This window comes from Paenibacillus cremeus (assembly GCF_007786445.1).
Taxonomy (GTDB): domain Bacteria; phylum Bacillota; class Bacilli; order Paenibacillales; family NBRC-103111; genus Paenibacillus_G; species Paenibacillus_G cremeus.
The window spans coordinates 93,934-113,174 of record NZ_VNJI01000016.1 but is presented as its reverse complement, the minus strand read 5'-3'; the positions used below and the strand labels follow the sequence as shown (position 1 = coordinate 113,174).

The 19,241-nt window shown below is 52.1% G+C and carries 18 protein-coding genes; 1 reads left to right on the top strand and 17 read right to left on the bottom strand.

Annotated elements, in window-relative coordinates; genetic code table 11:
- Position 1 precedes the first annotated feature (1 nt).
- From FPZ49_RS14900 to FPZ49_RS14825, 16 genes are all read right to left on the bottom strand, one after another.
- Positions 2-1,480 (bottom strand): Lsa family ABC-F type ribosomal protection protein, encoded by a 1,479-nt coding sequence (locus tag FPZ49_RS14900; protein WP_144847999.1) that lies wholly within the window; start codon positions 1,478-1,480, stop codon positions 2-4.
- Positions 1,481-1,794: 314 nt separating this feature from the next.
- Positions 1,795-3,705 carry an APC family permease gene (locus tag FPZ49_RS14895; protein ID WP_144847997.1) on the bottom strand — a complete coding sequence of 637 codons (1,911 nt, stop codon included), beginning with the start codon at positions 3,703-3,705 and terminating at the stop codon, positions 1,795-1,797.
- Between the two features lie 421 nt (positions 3,706-4,126).
- A complete protein-coding gene (locus FPZ49_RS14890) occupies positions 4,127-5,398 on the bottom strand; it encodes an MFS transporter (protein WP_144847995.1) in 1,272 nt (423 codons plus the stop codon).
- Between the two features lie 152 nt (positions 5,399-5,550).
- Positions 5,551-6,054: a hypothetical protein gene (locus tag FPZ49_RS14885; protein WP_144847993.1), complete on the bottom strand. Its 504-nt coding sequence runs from the start codon at positions 6,052-6,054 to the stop codon at positions 5,551-5,553.
- Complete coding sequence (locus FPZ49_RS14880) at positions 6,051-6,554, bottom strand: NUDIX hydrolase (RefSeq protein ID WP_261381418.1); 504 nt, start codon at positions 6,552-6,554, stop codon at positions 6,051-6,053. Before FPZ49_RS14880 ends, FPZ49_RS14885 begins: the two co-directional genes overlap by 4 nt.
- A 32-nt stretch (positions 6,555-6,586) precedes the next feature.
- On the bottom strand, positions 6,587-7,087 hold the full coding sequence (locus FPZ49_RS14875) for a DinB family protein (protein ID WP_186445829.1): 501 nt from the start codon (positions 7,085-7,087) through the stop codon (positions 6,587-6,589).
- Between the two features lies 1 nt (position 7,088).
- The gene (locus FPZ49_RS14870; protein ID WP_144847987.1) at positions 7,089-7,577 is read right to left on the bottom strand and encodes an NUDIX hydrolase; all 489 of its coding nucleotides are present in this window, start codon (positions 7,575-7,577) and stop codon (positions 7,089-7,091) included.
- A 53-nt stretch (positions 7,578-7,630) separates the two neighbouring features.
- Positions 7,631-8,179 (bottom strand): nucleoside-triphosphatase, encoded by a 549-nt coding sequence (locus FPZ49_RS14865; protein WP_144847986.1) that lies wholly within the window; start codon positions 8,177-8,179, stop codon positions 7,631-7,633.
- 198 nt (positions 8,180-8,377) lie between these two features.
- Positions 8,378-8,680 (bottom strand): Dabb family protein, encoded by a 303-nt coding sequence (locus FPZ49_RS14860; RefSeq protein ID WP_144847984.1) that lies wholly within the window; start codon positions 8,678-8,680, stop codon positions 8,378-8,380.
- Between the two features lie 40 nt (positions 8,681-8,720).
- Positions 8,721-9,125 carry a hypothetical protein gene (locus tag FPZ49_RS14855; protein WP_144847982.1) on the bottom strand — a complete coding sequence of 135 codons (405 nt, stop codon included), beginning with the start codon at positions 9,123-9,125 and terminating at the stop codon, positions 8,721-8,723.
- Positions 9,126-9,226: 101 nt separating this feature from the next.
- Positions 9,227-9,538 (bottom strand): 2Fe-2S iron-sulfur cluster-binding protein, encoded by a 312-nt coding sequence (locus FPZ49_RS14850; protein ID WP_144847980.1) that lies wholly within the window; start codon positions 9,536-9,538, stop codon positions 9,227-9,229.
- A 2-nt stretch (positions 9,539-9,540) separates the two neighbouring features.
- Positions 9,541-11,268: an FAD-binding protein gene (locus FPZ49_RS14845; RefSeq protein ID WP_261381417.1), complete on the bottom strand. Its 1,728-nt coding sequence runs from the start codon at positions 11,266-11,268 to the stop codon at positions 9,541-9,543.
- A gap of 24 nt (positions 11,269-11,292) precedes the next feature.
- The gene (locus FPZ49_RS14840) at positions 11,293-12,075 is read right to left on the bottom strand and encodes a LamB/YcsF family protein (RefSeq protein ID WP_144847978.1); all 783 of its coding nucleotides are present in this window, start codon (positions 12,073-12,075) and stop codon (positions 11,293-11,295) included.
- Positions 12,076-12,087: 12 nt separating this feature from the next.
- Positions 12,088-13,095, bottom strand: coding sequence for a 5-oxoprolinase subunit C family protein (locus tag FPZ49_RS14835; RefSeq protein WP_144847976.1), 1,008 nt, complete (start codon positions 13,093-13,095; stop codon positions 12,088-12,090).
- Positions 13,092-13,823: a 5-oxoprolinase subunit PxpB gene (pxpB, locus tag FPZ49_RS14830; RefSeq protein WP_144847974.1), complete on the bottom strand. Its 732-nt coding sequence runs from the start codon at positions 13,821-13,823 to the stop codon at positions 13,092-13,094. The genes FPZ49_RS14835 and pxpB overlap by 4 nt, the downstream gene beginning before the upstream one ends.
- Positions 13,824-13,964: 141 nt before the next feature.
- Positions 13,965-15,386, bottom strand: coding sequence for an MFS transporter (locus FPZ49_RS14825; RefSeq protein WP_144847972.1), 1,422 nt, complete (start codon positions 15,384-15,386; stop codon positions 13,965-13,967).
- A gap of 216 nt (positions 15,387-15,602) precedes the next feature.
- Between FPZ49_RS14825 and FPZ49_RS14820 the strand changes: the two genes are divergently transcribed.
- Positions 15,603-16,358 (top strand): IclR family transcriptional regulator, encoded by a 756-nt coding sequence (locus FPZ49_RS14820; RefSeq protein ID WP_186445833.1) that lies wholly within the window; start codon positions 15,603-15,605, stop codon positions 16,356-16,358.
- A 131-nt stretch (positions 16,359-16,489) separates the two neighbouring features.
- Here FPZ49_RS14820 and FPZ49_RS14815 read toward each other — a convergent pair whose 3' ends face one another.
- On the bottom strand, positions 16,490-19,075 hold the full coding sequence (locus FPZ49_RS14815; protein WP_144847970.1) for a glycoside hydrolase family 38 N-terminal domain-containing protein: 2,586 nt from the start codon (positions 19,073-19,075) through the stop codon (positions 16,490-16,492).
- Between the last annotated feature and the right edge of the window lie 166 nt (positions 19,076-19,241).

Here is a 19,241-nt window from a genome sequence, read left to right as displayed (position 1 = left end):
ATTAAAGCTCCACAACCTTAGTCGCAATATGGCGACAAAACTCCCGGTCATGCTCGACAAACAAAATGGTCGGCTCGTAGTCCAGCAGCAGCTCTTCAATCTGCATGCGGGAAATGACATCGATAAAATTGAGCGGTTCGTCCCAAATGTACAGATGTGCCTGCTCGCACAGGCTCTTGGCGATCAGCACCTTCTTTTTCTGGCCGCCGCTGAACGCTGACATGTCCTTTTCAAATTGGACTCGAGCGAAGTCCAGCTTTCTCAAAATCGACTTAAACAGGCTCTCATCAATCCCGCTGCTTCGGGCGTACTCGGTGAGATTGCCCTGCAAATGCGAGGTGTCCTGCGAAACGTAGGAGATTTTCAGCTGGCTGCCCTTGCGGAACGTGCCCGTATAGGTCATCTCCTCCCCGCAAATCAGTTTGAGAATGCTGGATTTTCCAGAGCCGTTGGGGCCGGAAAGTGCAATGCGCTCTCCCTGCTCTATGCTGAAGCTCATATCGGTGCAAACCGTCTTCTCACCGTAATAAATCGACACATGGTCCAGCTCCGCCAGCCGGCTTTTATGATAGGGAAGCTGGGCCAGCTTCAAGCTTTCCGAGCTTTCAATATTTTTCAGGAGCCCCGCCTTCTCATCGATTGCGGCCTGCTGCCTTTGCTCGATGGATTTGGAGCGCTTCATCATTTTGGCGGCCTTATGACCGACATACCCTTTATCGACCTTGGAGCCCGAATTTCGGGTTCCGTTTTTTGTTTTTTCCACCTCGTGCGACCATTGGCTCGTTCGTTTCGCCGCCTCCGATAACCGCTTAATGTCCGTTCTCAGCCGCTCATTTTCCGCCAGCTCATACTGGTCCTGCAGCTGTTTATTGGTCCACCAATCGGAGAAAGTGCCCTTTTGAATCTCGATATTCGTTTTATTGATGGATAAAATATGATCCACGCAGTTGTCCAAAAACGCTCTGTCATGCGATACCAGAATAAACCCGCTTTTCGACTTCAGGTAGTCGCTGACCAGCTTTCTTGCCTTCATGTCAAGATGGTTGGTCGGCTCATCAATGAGCAGGAAGCTGTTTTCCTTGAGAAAAAGCGCCGCCAGCAGCACCTTCGTCTGCTCCCCGTTCGATAAAGAGGCAAAGGGCCGGTCGAGCACATCCTCCGCCACCTTCAGCAAAGACAGCTCGCGCATCAGCTCCCAGTGCTGGTAGTCCGGAACGATCTCGGTCACAATTTCCAGCGTATGGGCCTCCTTGTTCTCCACATGGAATGGAAAATATTCGAAGCCGACCTGCGCCGAAATGCTGCCGCTGTACTCGTACTTGCCCTGCAGCAGGTTGAGGAACGTGGTCTTCCCCCGGCCGTTGCGTCCTGTAAAGCCTAATTTCCAATCCGTATCCAGCTGAAAATTGACATGTTCAAAAATATTATCGTAGCTGCCCTCGTAGGCAAACGTTAAGTTCGTCACTTTAATTAGAGACATAGCGGTATCCTCCTGTATGGAAAAATAAAAAGAGCTGCAAGAAAGTTACTTTTCTCGCAGCTCAAATAGGAATACAGCCAACCTAACCCGCCGCCGGCCAGCGATGGAGCTAGATGAGGATAGACCGATTGAGCCGAAAGGATCCCGTAACTTCCCTGCACATAAAAAATAAAACACGCGAAAACAAGCGCTTCGCTTAACCTGTTTTATTGTTTATATCCGCAAGAGAAAATTACATGAATCTTTTCAGCTCCAATCCTTAAAGTAAACGTATCGTATCACACTTGCCTGTGGATTTCAATCGAGCGCTGGACTTATTTTTGAAGATGATACGGTACGGTTGTAATGACGACATCCTTGTTCCAGAAGAACCAAGCACGCAGCAGCAGAGCACTCTGGTTGTGCAAAATATTTTGCCACCACTTCTTGGGAATGAACTGCGGCACTACGATATGGATATGTCCGGGCTCCTCGCCCTCCCATTTTTCCAGCGCTTGGATGAAGCGCGAGATCGGCTCCAGAATGGATCGATAGGAGCTGCGAAGCACCACCAGTCGGCACGGGTTGCCCCACTCCTCCCATTTTTGCTCCATTTTCTCGATATCCTCATGATCGAAGCCGACGTGGACCGCCACGAGCTCCGTACCGAGGCTTTTGGCGAACGACAGCGTGTTGCTCACGACCCGGTGCACTCCGGACACGAGCACAATGGTGATGACGCGATGGGCACCCGGGCGCGTTTCCGCGGGGTCAATCTTAAGCTGCTGTGCCACCTGGTTATAGTGCCGTTTGATCATCATGGACAGAAAGACAATGATCGGCAGGACGATGAGCACGAGCCAGGCGCCGTCAATAAACTTCGTTACGGCAAAAATAACCGCGACCAACGCCGTGATGATGAAGCCGACGAGATTGATTACAAATTTGATGCCCCACTTCGGGCCTCTGACCCGCTTCCAGCGTCGCAGCAAGCCGAGCTGGGCGACCGTAAACGATAGAAAAACGCCAATCGCATACAGCGGGATCAATGCATTCGTGTGGGCACGGAAAGCCACAATGAGCACTATGGCCAGCCCGGCTAAGACGATAATTCCGTTGGAATAACCTAAGCGGTCGCCCCGATTCGTTAGTGCACGCGGTAAAAACCCGTCGGTCGCCACAATCGCTGCCAGCTGGGAGAAGCCTGTAAACGTCGAGTTGGCCGCGAGGATCAGCACGATGAAGGTCGACCAAATCAAAATTTGGTACATCGGGCCGTGACCATAATAGACGCCTGCCAGCTGAGACAGCATCGTATTATGAATATCCGGCGTAATGCCTTGCACATACAAGTGGTAGGCAAAGCCCATCAGCGTAATGGCTGTGACTACGCCAAGGGCGATGTAGGTTTTGATGGCGCTTTTTTGCTGAGGCTCACGAAACACCGGCACCGCATTGGAAATCGTCTCGATCCCGGTCAAGGCGGAGCAGGCGGAGCTGAACGCTTTTAACAGGAGCAATACGGTGACTCCCGGAGGGAACTGGCCAATCGGAGGCGTGGCTGGTTGGACGAAGCCATAGCTTGCTTCATTCGTGAGTCCTACCACGATTAAGAGCAGCATGCAGGCCATGAACAGGAAGGTCGGCCAGGCAAAAATTTTGGCGGACTCCGCCACCCCGCGCAAATTGATGATGACCAAGAGGCAGACGCAGACGATGGCTACAATCGTTTCGTAGGGCCCTACCGCAGGGTACGCGGAAGACACGGCTTCCACCGCCGCGGAGACCGATACCGCTACGGTGAGGATATAATCGATCAGCAGAGAGCTGGACGCGATCAAGGAAGGCAGCGGGTTGCTAAAATTGTCCTTCGCAATCGCATACGCCCCTCCTCCGCTGGGATACGCAATGACACCCATAATGTAAGAGGTGATGAGGATGGCGAGCAGCAGGATGGTGGAAATGGTGATGGGCAGGATGAACCATTTGGCCGAGGCGCCTAAGCCGACCAGCTCTGTCATCCCCGCCTCCGGGCCGTACGCCACCGAGGAGTACAAGTCCGCCGATAGAATCGGCAGGGCAATGATCCAGAACAGCTTCGTATGCTGTGCGTGAAGCTCTTTGGATCGTAAAGGCCGACCGATGAAGATGCGTTTCACGCTGGAAAAGTTGGAAACCGCAAACCACATGGCGATGAACGCCAGCAGGATAAACACTATTTCAAGCCAAAACACATGATGATGCATGAGTGCCGCCCCTTCCCTTTATCGGATAACACAGTTATTGTTTTCCGAGGAATTGTTTTACATACGCGGGTTTCTGCGTATGTGGGTGGGGGCGCGGCGCCACGGGGGCGCTCTAGCGCGGGTTGGCCGCGCTGCACGCCGGGCTAGGCGCCGCTGGGGCGCTCCAACGCGGGGGGGCAACACGCCAAGGTGGAAATAATTGCTCACAAAGCAGCTATTGGCGCTCCAGTGCGGCTAGAGTTGGCAATAGTTGCTCCGGGTGCAGCTAATGCGCGGATATAGCGAGAGCAGCACGTTAAGGTGGAAATTGCTGCTCCGAAATCAGCTATTTCAGCGGTGTTGCACGCGCGCTGGGCGCTGCCCCACAAAAAAAGGTGTCCAACCGCCATCTGCATGGCTGTTCGGACACCTTACATGCTTGCTAAACGCTAACCTGGCCTTTCAATCGATCCGCGATCCGGTGACCGGCCCAAATCAAGAAAGCCGCTGAGACCATAGCTCCGCCCACGACGCATACTCCGCTCCAGCCCCATCGGCTCCAAGCGTAAGCACCGAGGGTGGAACCGATGGCACCGCCTATAAAGCTGCTCACCATATAGACGGTGTTGATCCGGCTTCTAGCCTCCGGCAGCAGGCTGTAGATGCGCGCTTGATTGGTCACTTGGCCCCCTTGCACCCCAAGATCCAGTAAAATTACGCCTATGATCAGCCCCCAAATCCAACCTCCCGCAGCCCAGAACAGCACGTAGGAAACGAACGCAGCGAAAATCATAAACCCGATCAAAAAGCGCGGCTGGATCCTGCTCGTCAGGCGTCCGATCACCGACGCAGCTAAGGCACCAACTACACCGACCAGCCCGAACAGCCCGGCCACTCCGCTGCCATACCCGTAGTTTGGCCCCTCCAAATAGAAAGTGAGTGCCGTCCAAAATACACTAAAAGAACCGAAAAGAAAAGCGGCGATAAGAGCGGCTTCGCGAAGCGTTCGCAGTTCCACGATCAACTGTCCGATAGACCGAACCAACGCCGGATAGGACAGCCGAATGTCCGGACGGCTGACGGGCAGCCGGCGGCTCAAGACAAAGGCCAACACAAACATCATTACGGCCGCGAACCCGTACATGGAACGCCAGCCAAACAGCTCACCGATCCAGCCCGAGACCGTCCGCGCCAACAAAATTCCGATCAACAGCCCGCTCATCACACTGCCGATGACCTTCCCCCGGTCCTGGGGCGCCGCGAGCCCGGCCGCTAGTGGAATAATCATCTGCGGAGCAACTGTCGTAACGCCAACCGCCAAGCTCGCGATGTAAATCCATGTAAGACTCTGGGCCGTAGCGACACCGATCAGAGCGACGCCAACAGTGATCAACAGTGTCGTTATGAGCCGGCGTTTCTCTTGAATATCTCCAAGCGGGATAAATAAAAACATCCCCAAAGCATAGCCGATCTGGGTCAGCATGGAAACTAGCCCCACCTGCTGGGCACCCACTCCGAAGCTCCGCCCAATATCCGCCAGCAGAGGCTGGTTGTAATACAAATTCGCCACCGTGATCCCACACGATATGGCCATTAACACAATAAGCCCTTGTGTCAGAAGCGGTTGAGCCTGAGGATCAGCAGCGGCGCTTTTTGCCAAACCCGAGCTGAGCCTAGCAGTTCTCTCTTTAGTTTGCACTTGCAACGGATTCATCGTATGCTCCTATCTTCCTTAAGATGTGTGCTGATGGTTCTAAACTAAACTGCAAAAATGCCTAAATTCCCATATCTATTGTACGGTTTTCCGGAAGCTTTTGCACTCCCTATCCACATACTCTCCAAGCACGCCAAAAAAAGGGACACGACTTACCGCATCCCTTCCCATTTTTCCAGCACATTTTTATTATCCGATACCCGAATCACTTTATGCTGATATAACTGCAGCTTAGCCTCAAATTGCTCCCGATTGCACTCAAAATCCCTAGTCCATTTATACATCATTCTGAGCATGTGAAAATCGGGCTTATAATGACATGGTTCAATGCCCAGATTCTGCTTCAGGAACCGGACAAAAATTCGGATTTTGCGCTTCCATACTGGTGGATCGAGAAAAATAATCGTATCCGCCATCTCATACAGACATTGATAGGATTTACGGTCGACTCCCTCAAAAATCCAAGAGCCTTGCCTATCGATCTCCCTAAGAACCTCAATTTGCTCACTCGCAGTACGTTTCCCCCGCCCCGCCGTTGTTTGCGGATGAACGATACAATCGAGCTCAAACCATGGAATAGCCATACTCTTGGATAACCGCTTGGCCAATGTCGTTTTACCACTGGCTACGATTCCGATGATGAGCACCTTTTTCACGGGTTCGTACTTCCTAAGATCACCCAATCGTCCAAACGCTGAGATTCCATCGAGAGTTGTTCGGTCAGCAGCCACTTTTTTGCTTCCATAACCAGTGGTGAGGAATTGGCAGCATGGAGTTCATGAATCGGCACCCAGCAGGCTCCTAACGAATCTTGTCCTTCGAACTGTTCCGGATGTTCAGCTAGCAAACCTGACAGAGATTGAACCGAAAACATGACTGCAACATGGTGAAGATGAGTCGACTCTTCCTCGGGGAGTGCATAAGGGACGACAAACTCGCAGACACCGATGTTCTTTTTTATACTAATGTGGAGCCCCGTTTCTTCCAAGAACTCTCTTTTCATCGCTTCGGTCAATAATTCGTTAGCCTCCACCGTACCTCCAGGCAGATCATACCTCCCTTTGTACGGCCCCTTCCCCTTGTGGATCACTAGTAGCTTTTCATCAGCGGTGCAAATCCCGTAAACTCCTAAATGTCGATACCATCGTTCATTCATAGTTAATTGAGTCTCCCCTCCTAAAAAGCCTCCTACCATTGCAGCTGGCCCTTTCTCATTTTCGCGATGTAAACGATTTGACCCGTATGACCCGGCAGATGTCTAAATTGATGCAAAAGCATTTCAAGCACGGTAGCTTGGTTATCTACACCGCTATTCGTCAGTGGCGGCAAATTTAAGTAAGGCTGGTCCAGCAGCATTTCCGGCTTCGCTTTTACTTGTTCCAGAACCTCCAGAATACGGTCAAAAGACTTGGCAATAAGCTCCATAGCTTGCTGTTTGGTGAGTCGGAGCTCCCGATCAAACTCCATCTCACGGACTCTTGTATCCGGAATATCAAAGAAAGCGGTTTCAATGCGCTGATGAACCGTTCCCCAAATGTGCGCTGCTAAATTAGCGATGCTGTTACTCTCAGGAGTAGGCGCCCATACAATATCTTCGTCGGATAACTGTTCGATGACATGCAGAGTGCCTTTTTTCTCTGAGGCGTATTTCTTCAAAAGGAAGTCAATCAGTACCGACGTGCTGTCCAAGCTATTCACTCTCCCTCTTCAAGCTCTTCAAGTAAAATAAAATTCCAGCTCTGTCCACATTTGAAAATTGTAACGGGTCATCCTGCATCAATAACTCAACGACGGAAACCCATCTTGGATTTTTCGTATCGTCACCTGATTTCAACAGTTCCCCTTCTGCTTTGCAACGAAAGTACACACCCACCGAATCAAAAGGACCCTTAAGGGTCTGATACGCCCCAAATGGTCTGATACATTCCACTTCAAAGCTCGAGTCTATGCCGAGGGTATCGATTCGCGTATCCTCGCCTTCCATTTCTACAACATTTAAACCTGTTTCTTCCTTGACTTCTCTGACCAGCGCCGCGACAAGCGATTCATAAGGCTCAATTCTACCGCCTGGTAATTCGGTTTTTGGAGGCTCACCAGGTTTATTCCGAGTTTGGACAAGAATTTCAAGTACTCCGTTATGATTTCGCTCAATGATGGCTCGTGAGTTCACAAAAAACATTTTTTTCACCCCACCCTTCCAATTTACCTCTATACTAGCAAAAATTGCGCTCCTTATTTGGAATAATTTTCATTCTGTAAAAGCTTATTAATATCTTTCGCCAAAACTTCAACTATCGCCTCCCGATTTTCTTCCTTCATCTCATACAGCTGTATTGCGTACATTCCTTTAATCTTATCCATTGCTGGATGGCTATCTACACAAATAGTCCCTAAAATAAGATGTTGAGAGCTAGAAATAGCGTCATAGATCATCTCTTGAAAAGGGATCGATAACATTTGCATGAAGCCAATTTCATCAATGACTGTAACCCTTTTGGCAGCTAACGATTGCTTAACGGCCTCCAAAGCGATAGACTCAAAAGCCTCGATATCAACCCCATATCTCCCTACCCTTAGCGGGCTTGTACTATCAACACTCGCCATTCGTACACTCTCGCCACTAAGCGTCACACAATTAAATCCAGTGCGATTCGTCAAGTCACGTATCTCTTCGGTATAAAAACCACCAAAATATTCTGTTCCCACTTGGTCAATAATTCGTTTGATTGCAGTTGATTTGCCCACACGAGGCTTTCCGGTTAACAAAAAGCAGGTGGCCATCCTTTTCAACCCCTCTGAATTTATTTTTTTGTCAAAAACTTCTGTCCTCTCCAAATGGATTTTATCATGTAGACCTAGTCATCATTACCAACGCTTGGATGATAATTAAATTATTGCTCTCCGACGGATCGTCACATTGCTCTGCCTATAAACAAAAGGAAGCCGCCGATTCGTGTCGGCAGCTCCTTCTAGGATTCTTTATATTTTTGGATAATCAACCACAATCACATCTTCCAAAATGCCTTTCAGCGAACTAACAAATTCCTGGTGAACAGGATGCGGACCATAGGCACGCAGCGACTCCAGATCCTCGAAAGTAACTCGTAATCCGAGCGTGAAGCCCTTGATGTTATGTGTTTCTTCGGTTACGTTGATCCCTGCACTCAAATCCACGATCCCAGGGATCCGATTTCGAAAAGCTAGCAATTGATCCAGCAGTTCCTGCTGTTTGCCTGGCGTGATAGTGGTATTAAACTTAAAAAATACAAGATGCTCGTACATCGCTACATGGCTCCTTTTGAATGGGTATAGGAATAATATATCATTTATTAGGAGATCCGTCGTGTGTGTTTAATCGCACCCGCCAAATCCGTTCCTTCCCCAACTCCAACCCGTCGCTGCAATCCACAGAGGTCTGAATACCCTCAAGCCTTTGAGCCATAAAACCATTCACGGCCTCCATGAACGCATCCGCCAGCTCTTCATCCACACCCAAGACCGCTTCAAAGGTGGTACAATCATAACCTTCACTCAGCTCGCGCAGCTCATATTCAGTCTGACCCAGCGTGTGATACAGATGGTACCGCTTGTCGCGATATATGAACTCCAGCATATATATACCTGCAAAAGGAGGCAGCTTGGTCGTATTCGTAATCACGATGGACTCCCTAATCCCCTTCGCTTCCAAATAAGCTGACCACGCGTCGTTGAGCTTTTGTAAGTACATCCTCCACCGCCCTCGCAAAATGTCATATCATTCCCATATCTTTTCCAATATACGCCAAATTAAAAAAAGAGAGCGTCCGATGGGACACCCTCCTTAATCTTCTACTCCAAAGCAGTCGCCAAATCTTTAATCCATGGCAGCCCACTCAACGGCTCAATATTCACCTTAGAGTCCGGCACTGCCCGAAGGCTGCACAAGTACCCAGCTTTCCCTTCCACGACCGCCATACACTCCTTGCAGGCATTGGCCGATCTGCAGGAATACCGGACGGAAAAGGAAGGATCAACATGCTCCCGGATCCAAAAAATAGCATCCAGCAAGCTCATTCCGTCCCGATAGGGCACCTGGTATTCTTCCGTTCTTCTCCCGGTGGCCGCATCGCCGCGGACAACATTCAAGGTTACGATAGACATGGTTACACGACGCCCCCTTTGCTCAGCTGCTTCGACTCCGACAGCGTCATTTCCTTCATCGTCCATTGACGATTTGCCTCCAATTGGAATTGCGTACTGATCGCATCCGCATAGGCTTGATCGTAATCCAGACGAACATGCGCGCCTCTGGTTTCGCGTCTAGCCTGCGCACCCATAATGATCGCTTCGCTGAGCTTGATCATATGGACCAATTCCAGTTTCTCTACCAGCGTCAGCGCAAAATAGCTCTGTTTGGCCAAAGCAATCCCTTCTACGCGCTCACTTAGCTCCCGAAGAAGCTCCGCTGCACGGCTTAAGCCGGCTTCCGTCCGCAAAGGCCCGGCGCCTTCCCACATCAGCTTTTGCAGCTCGTGCTTCACGGAAAGGATCGAAACCTCGTCCTTGTCCACCTCGCGCGGATGCCAGAACTGCTCCAAGCGCTGGAGCTCCTTCGCAAGCTCGGACTGCAAACGCTCCGATGCATCCGGCTGGCGCTCCGCCTTGGCTGCAACCTCGGCAGCGATCCGGCCCGATACCAGCGCTTCCGTAATCGCGTTACCCGACAAGCGGTTGGCGCCGTGCATGCCATAGATCAGCTCGCCGCAGGCGAACAATCCAGGCACGGTCGTTTCCATGCTGCTGTTCACCCGAATACCGCCCATGGTGAAGTGAGCCATCGGAGCGACTTCGACCATATCCCGGGTCAAATCCACACCTTGATTGCGCAAAATATCGATGACCGGACCGAACGCTTCCTTCAGCTTCTCTTCAGGTACCATGCGGAAATCGAGATACGCGCCACCGTGCGGCGTCCCTCTTCCCGCTTCCACTTCTTTAAAAATCGCAAAGGTCGTCTGGTCGCGCGCCGCGGTGTAATTACCCGATACTTCGCTATTATATTTATCCATGAATTCTTCCTGCTGACCGTTGAGCAGTCTGCCGCCCAATTTGTAGCGGAACGGGTCCCACATGATCGGATCAATGCCGACCAGCGGAGGATGCAGATGGGCAATCGGGAAAAATTGGACCATTTCCAAATCCCGCAGCTCCGCTCCCGCTTCCGCAGCCAGAACGAAGCCGTCGCCCGTCATATTCGCCGAGGCGCTGTTGCGTTCATAGATCTCGGTTAGACCGCCGGTGGCCAGGATAACAGCGTTGGCCGCGATGGTCACAGGTTGAAATTGCTCCATGGCAAACCCGACCGCCCCGATAACTTGGCCATCCTCAACCACTAGTTTGGTGATCATGATGTTTTTCATGCGCTCGATGGAAGCATCCTTCCAGATCGCTTTTCGCAATCCGGCAGAGGTCGCCCCGCCTGTGTTTAATATGTCTACATAAACGCAGCGTCTGCGGGAATGGCCTGGTGCTACCACTTGGGAATGCTTCCCGTCCGGTGTTCTGGCCCATTTTACACCAAAGCCTTCGACCTCACGGATCAGCTCGGGTCCACGGTCCACAATCGTACGGACGATCTCCGGGTCGGCCATCCCGCGGCTGCCCTTCATCGTATCTTCGAAATGGATATCCGGCGAATCCTCCTCGGCCTCACCCAAGGCAACGGCGACCGTCATCTGTGCGAGAATCGTCGCGCCCCCGCGTCCGACAAGGCTTTTGTCGACCAATACCACTTTAGCGCCTTCACTTGCCGCCGCTTTGGCGGCCATCAAGCCAGCTGCGCCGGAGCCGATGACTAATACTTCAGTTTGTATATGCAGCGGATTCATCATTCTGCTCTTTCGCTCCTGTCGTTCTTAGGATGATTTGCCGGACATGGTTGTTCCAATCGACTGTACAATAATGCCGGCTTGCTTCAAGGAAGTATGGATCGTTTGGGCGAATTCAAGCGCGTGCAAGCCATCCCCATGAATACAGATCGTATCCGCTTGAATGCTGACATCTTCGTTTTGTCTCGACAGAATCTTTCCTTCATTGACCATGCGAATGACCTGCTTCACAGACTCCTGCTCATCCGTGATCATGGCATCCGGCTGTCTTCTCGGTGTTAAAGAGCCGTTGGACTGGTACGTACGGTCCGAGAATACCTCGCTGGCTGTGCGAAGACCGGCTTTCTTCCCTGCGGTCACCAGCTCACTTCCCGCTAGTCCGAGCAGGATCAGCTCCGGATCCACCTTATACACCGCTTCCGCGATCGCCTCGGCTAAGCCCGCATTCAGAGCGGCCATGTTATACAGCTCGCCATGGGCTTTTACATGCTGCAACTTCCCGCCTTCGGACCGGACAAAGCCCCACAAAGCGCCGATCTGATAAACGACGATGTCGTATGCCTCTTGAGGGGAGATGTCCATCTTTCTCCGGCCGAAGCCGATCAAATCCTGCAAGCCCGGATGAGCGCCGATGCCTACGCCGTGCTCCAGCGCCAGCTTAACAGTTTTCCGCATCGTGCTTGCGTCCCCCGCGTGAAATCCACAGGCAATGTTCGCCGAGGTCACATGCGCCAAAATTTCCGCATCTCGGCCCAAGCTATACGCCCCGAAGCTTTCGCCCATATCGCAATTCAGGTCCACATATTTCATGAATGAGTCCTCCTAGATCAAATGCATTTGAATGCTCTTTTTCAAAAACAGCAGGTTCATTTCCGTTCGCAAATAAGCTTCCTGCGCTTCCTGAAGATCGACCAGCTTAAACCGGATGCTGCTCCCGATCTGGGCTTGAGCGAGCAATGGCAGATCGGCCGAGATCACCTGAGCCACCTTCGGGTATCCCCCCGTTGTTTGGCGGTCGGCCATCAGTACGATGGGATTTCCGTCCGGAGGCACTTGCACCGTCCCGAACGTCACTGGCTCGGAGAGCAGTTCCCGGCGTTCCAGCATCTGCAATGGTACTCCGGCTAACCGGTAGCCCATCCGATCCGACTGCGGCTGAACCTTAAAATCAGCGGTGAACAAGTCATCCAGGCTGGCGGGATCAAATAAAGGATACTGCGCGCCCGGGATCACCCGAAGAACGGGATTCACGTCATAGGCCGGCATCAGCTCAAACGATACACGCCAAGCAACGGAGCTGAATGGTGTTTCATCGGTCCATTTTTCGCTAAGCAGCTTCATCATTTTTGCGCCATCCGGGTTTACTGGCTTGATCGAGAGCCGATCGTTCTCCTTCAGCGCCCTGCCATCGTAGCCACCAATCCCTGCACGAAGGTAAGTGGAGTAGCTGTTCATTTGCATAGGGACATCCAGTCCACCGGCTATGGCCAAATAACACCGGCTGCCTTCTCGCGAGGAGCCAAACTGAAGCGTCATGCCCGCTGGAATATATACAGGCCTCCATAAAGGTACCGGGACGCCATTAATTCGGGGTGACAGATTCGAGCCGCAAATCGCGATCAGCACCGGAGCCTCAAAATACAAAGCAGGTCCGATCACGGTCATTTCGATCGTGGCTTCCTTTTCGTCATTGCCGACTAACAGATTCGCACACTTATGGGCAAAGCTGTCCATGGCACCGCTGACTATGACACCATACTTTTGATACCCCTGCCTCCCTAAATCCTGCAGCGTGGAAAGGAGGCCCGGTTTAACAACACGAATCGTCATCGACTCTCCCTCCACTGGTCATACTCCTTGCGGGTAATAGGGTAAAAACGAATGATATCCCCCGCTTCGAGCAGAGTCGGAGGCTGCTTGTCAGGCAAAAACAAAGCTAGCGGCGTTCTGCCGATCAGCTGCCAGCCTCCCGGTGTTTCGATCGGATAGATGCCGGTTTGCTCCCCCGCAATCCCTACCGTTCCCGGCGGAATAGCTAGTCGCGGAGTCTGCTTACGCGGCGCGGAAATCCGTTTATCCATGCCTCCCAAATAAGGAAAGCCCGGGGCAAAGCCCAGCATATACACCAGATACTCCCCGCTGGAATGAATCTGAATTACTTCGTCCGTGCTTAATCCGTTGATCTCCGCCACATGCTCCAAATCCACGCCGAATTCTCCCCCATAGCACACCGGGATCTGTACGACTCGCGGGTCTGGCCTTGCTCCTGCATGCAGCTGCTCGACGACGGCCATCAGCTTTTTCTCTACGCAGTCATAGGGGTAGGCGATCTCTTCCGTTTGTGCAGCCTCACGCTCGTTCATAAAAATGCGAACCGGATCATAAACCACCGTAACCGAGGTGAACGCAGGAATATATTCCACCATGCCGTCAAAAGGCTGCTTCGCCAAATAATCCACTAAAATTTGGACCTTTGCATGGGTTTCCAAATCGACCTTGTCGCCCAACCTTACGATAATCGCACAATCCCCCAGCGGGGACATCTCTACAGCTTGCATACGAATCCCCTCCAAGAAAAACAGCCGTTAAAAAGGTTAACCCCAAGCGGACTTACCAAGTGGGGATACCAGCTTGATAAGATCCGATTCTCGGGGCTAAACCGCTTATATAGGGCTAACACTCATTTTATCGCATCGCAATTATGCCATTACGGCTTTTTTGTCCTTTTGGGTGCTTGCTGCGGCTGGATTCTCGTTCTCGACATCCTGACCGACCGGCTCCCACTTGATCAGAAGCGTTGCAATCAGACCAAGAATCGGCACGATCGCCAGCAGCAGGAGCGTATTATACAAGCCTGCAGCGGCCAGTACGACTGGGAAGAGGAAAAATCCTAAAATACTGCCGACCCGCGTAATACCTTGTCCAAAGCCCGCTCCAAGTCCGCGCAGCTCCGTCGGATACGACAGCGTCGCCATCGTCATGCCTTGAGAGCCTGGTCCAAACGCATGACCGAAAATAAAAGCGGCGAGCAGAACCGCGGAAATGCCTACGTAGGAATTGCCCACAGTACCCATCAAAAGCAGCCCGACAGAAGCTACGACAAAGCCGATTATGGAAAGCTTGCGAACGCCCAGACGCGTATTCAGCGAGGATCCGAGGAAACCGCCCAGTGCGCCGAACAGATTGAACACGATGGTGCCGGTAATCGCATAAATGACACCTTTTCCGAACAAAATGGTAGAGATGGTAGGAATGTAGAAGCCGACCGCAAAATATTCCATACTCTGCGTGAACGTGATGATCGAAGCGAGCACCGTTCTTAATTTATATTTTCCTTGAAAAATCGCTTTGTAAGAAAGCTTTTCCTTGCTGATGTCCGTGCTTTTACTGCTTTTAGCTTGCGGAAGAACCTTCACTTGAATATTGTACGTTTTTCGAATGACCTTTGCACTTTCCTCGAGCGACAGATGATGCGCCGCCCACAGCGGGCTTTCATTCATATAGAAGTAACGCAGGAACAAAACAATCAGAGCGAACACGCCGCCGAGTCCGACAGACCATCTCCAAATATGCTCCGACTGATTCAGGAAATAAAACGGCAGGGCGATCAGTCCGGTGATCGATGCGGCGCTAAACCATAATGGGCACCAAAGCGTGACGTTGGATCCCTTTTTCTTCATGTTGCTGAACTCCGCGATGAAGCTCAAGGCTACAGGAATGTCGAGTCCTACCCCAATCCCCATCAGAAGGCGGAAAAAGACAAGGCAGCCAAAGTTCGGGGAAAGCGCTGCGCCTATCGCGGCGAAAACCATCAGGAACAAATCGATGAGGAACATTTTGTTGCGTCCGAATTTATCGGTGTAGTACCCGCCGAAAACCGCCCCGAGCAACGAGCCTACGGCCATAATCGCTGTCAAGCTTCCAAGCTGTACGGACGAAAGACCGAACTGCTGCTGAAGCTGGGCCGTACCGATGCCGATGCTGGTGAAATCATAGGCGTCCACAAAAACCCCTGCCAGCGCGAGCAAAATAATTTTGAAACCAGGGCTGCTGATCGGATTTGAGTTGATGAAATCAACAATGTCCCGTCTGCTTCTTACTTCCAATACTTGTGCCTTCATTCCTTTTCCCTTCCCTCTTGTCATCTCTGTTTTCATACTTAAAATCCCGAATTTCGGAACCGTAATTCCGATTTTCAATCCTAATATATACGATAATTATAGTCGGAATTAAACGAAAATCAAGAAGAAATTTTTCTGAATTCATTGTATACTGGTTTAACGTAATCATGAGAAGTGCGCCGGACCAAAATCATCCAATTTTAGTAGGTGGAAGCATTGCAAAACAAGAATAAAACCGTCGTCAGATCCATGGACCTCCTGAATCTCTTTTTGACTCACCGACGGCTGAGCATTAACGAAATGGCACAGCTCTCCTGCATCCCCAAAACCTCCGTCCATCGCATGATCGGCTCGCTGGAAGAGATGGGATTTCTGAATAAGGATAAGGATGGACAATACTCCCTCGGACTGCTGTTCCTGCAATTCGGGAATCTGGTGGCCGAACGGCTCGATATCCGTCCGATCGCTTTACCGGTTATGCAGCAGCTGCGCGACGACGTCGGAGAAGCCGTACACCTCGTGCTTCGCGACGACTGGGAGTCGATTTACATTGAAAAGCTGGATACCGATCATCCGGTCCGACTTTTTACTAAGATAGGAAAAAAAGCGCCGCTCTATGCAGGCGCCTCCTCCCGGATTATTCTCGCTTTTATGCCGGAGCAGGAACGAGAGCTTTATTTGGACGAAATTGAATTAAAACCAATCGGCTCCAGAACGATCCTCGATAAAGAGCAATTGCGCGCTTCCCTTGCACTTTCCAGAGCGAGCGGGTACAGCTTCAGCCGTTCGGAGCTTGAGGATTATACCGCCGAGCTAAGCGCCCCCATCTTCGATCATTCCGGGCAAATTATCGCCGCGCTTAGTATCGCAGGACTGGAAGTGCATTTTGGCGAGGAGCAGCTGCCGGGCCTGGTGCAAAAGGTAAGAGATGCTGCGTATGCTGTATCTAGGAAGCTGGGGTATAATCAGTAAAAAGAAAAACCAGTTGAGCGGAAGTTCGCCCAGCTGGTTTTTGTTGTTTCGATGGCACTCGTGCATTCTATATGTCTGCGACGAGAAGAAACCCACCCATTTCGCCCATAAGCGTATAGATGTGCTGTTCGCTACGCTCTACGAATCGCGTACGTCTTGATTTGAAAGCCGCCAAGCTCCACAGCGATCGTTCCATTCGTGCTTCGAGGTTCGGTTCGCACTTCCCCCAGCACATCCTCTTCCGAATAAAGCATGGGCTCGGGGGCATATGGGAGTCGGATCGTGCCTTTTGCCCCGCTGCCGCTCGCTTCGTAAACGCGAACGATCCATTTGTCCGCTTCTTGATAGACGCCCGCCACGTGGATGGAGTCGTTGTCCACCTTGATCCCGTCCAATTGGACCAGCGGCGTTCCCGCCGGATAAACGGCCGTTTGCAGCGGTAGGTTGAGCCGTTCTCCTTGGCGCCAAGGCTGCAGGCCGACATGCGTCATGCCCTCGTACGGACATACCTCGTACCGGTAAGTATGGCTCACGCCTTCCTCGTACGCCAGCTCCGACTCGGTCTTGTAGGCCATCGACACGGAACGGGTCAAGGCCAAATACAGCAAGCCCCCCAGCCTTCCGTTGCCTGGAATCCCTGCGTTCGATAGCAGCACGCCCCGCTGCCCTTCCTCAAGCGCCGCCCAGTTTTGCGCGGGGAATTCTCCGGACTGCCTGTGCACGGTTCCGAAAGGAATTTCATGATACAGCTGCCCTTGCTCCAGATCCGTAGGGAAGGCGGCTACGAGTCGGTAATTTTTCCCCGCCCCCGTCAGCTTCGTCTCGAACCCGATTTTTCCAGAGTGCTTGTACAAGTAAATGAGCTTCTCATAGGCGACCCGCATTTTCCAGAACTGCATCGTCCCTTTGCTCTCTAGAACGATCTTCTCCGCATCCTCGTCCTTGACGGAGATCGTGCCGGCCGACTTCAGCGAGCTGCCCAGCCAGTGCCTGACATACGGCTTCCCGTCCGTCATCATCTCTTCGAACACGTCCTCCATCGGGCCATAGAACGCGCCGTTCAGGATGGAATCGCTATACAGCCACAAGTCCCCGGCATCCGACAAAAACCAAAGATCGTTCCAAGCCTTGCCCAACGGAATCCACTGCTCTCCGGACGCGATGAGCTCATAGGAGACAATACAGCCGCTGCCAGCGACATGCACACGACAATGCTCGTTCTCGAAAGCGAAGCTGCCATCCTGATTTTGCTGCAAACGATAGGACTTCGCGGAATCAGACGTCTGATCCTGCCCCTGCGTCTCCCAAACGGCCTTATAGCTCCCACTCGCCAAAGCGCCGAAACGATCGGCAATCCGAATCTCCACGCGTCTTGAGCCATGCTGATCTGCCGCAATCACCCTAAGTTCCGCAGGTACTTCAGTGCCATCCTCACGGTACACCCGAACTCCGGTCGAATCCGTTCGGCTCAGCTCCACCGGGAAGCTTACAACCTCTTCGCGCTCGAAGCCCGAAGGGTTAAACACCAGCAGCTCCAGATCTCGAAGCCCGCTGTTCGTACCTGCAGCCTCCGTCTGCGTGACCGCCGCCATCTCCGCTTTTAGGCTGGAGATGGTTTTCGCCAAATGCGAATCCGCCTCCCGATATCGCCTGAGCGTATCGACATACCCTTCATCGACGATGGTGCCGCTTATAATATCGTGGAATTGATTGAACAGCACCTGCTCCCAAGCCGCGTCCAGCCAAAAGCTTCTCCGAGCGTCGCCATCCGCCGCTTTCAAGCCTCCTTGCAGCGACATGGCGGCCCGCCAGCGCTCAGCGGCCTGCAGCTTCCCTTCGAGCGCACGATTCCACAGCTTGATCGCCATTCGCGAGCTGTTAACCCCTGGTGTGACCGGGTTAATATCTTGGGAGACCTCCGGCAATCCATCCGCTGCAGCCTCTTGAACGGAATGGACATACCGGTGAATGCTCGAAAACACGCACTCCGGCCCCTCACCCCGCCTAGCATTATAATCGGCCACGGCGGCAACCGCTTCCTGCTGCGGCTTCGCCATATCGCCCCCGTTGGGCAAGAGCAGATGCTCGCGCTCAGTCGCAACCGACTCCAGCAATCGGATGCGCTCTCGAATGGCGTCGCCGCCCTTGGTCGAATTCAAGTTCAGCTCCAGTGCGTTCTGCACCGCTGCGGAGAACATAATGAGTCCGTAGCCGCCATGCAGCCGATGTGTGAAAATGGATGTCCCGTCGATGCCGTTCCACATAAACGGAGTCACCGCCGAAGGGTCCATGCCTCTGCCGAACACATAGGAATCGTAGCCGCAATGCTGCAGCAGCTGGGGCAGCTGAGGATGGTGACCGAAGCTGTCGGACAGCCAGGCCACCTTGACGTCGATGCCAAGATGCTCGCGGGCCCACCGCTTCCCCTTCGTCACCTGACGGATGAACGATTCCCCCGACGGAATGTTCGTATCCGGCATGCAGTACATCCCGCAGGCAATCTCCAGTCGGCCGTCCTTCGCCAGTTGCCGAAGCAGCGCCCGCTGCTCCGGAAAGCGCTCCCAATATTCCTCAAGCAAAATCGTCTGCTCGATCATAAATGTATAATCTTCGTTCACCGACATGATGCGGAGCGCTTCGTGAATATGGCTGAGCGCCGGCTCCAAATATTGCTCATACGTCTTCAAATACACAGTATCGTAATGAAAATGGGGCACAAGATGAACGACACCGGACTGGTTCTTCTGGTTCGACGCGGCTTCGATTGGAAACTCCCCCTATTTCTAGTCCTGATATCTAAAGCAAATAAATCCCGTCCCATTATACCATATGCTGGTAGTTAGCATCGCAAAAAAAGGATAAAACGAAACGAATTCGTTCTAT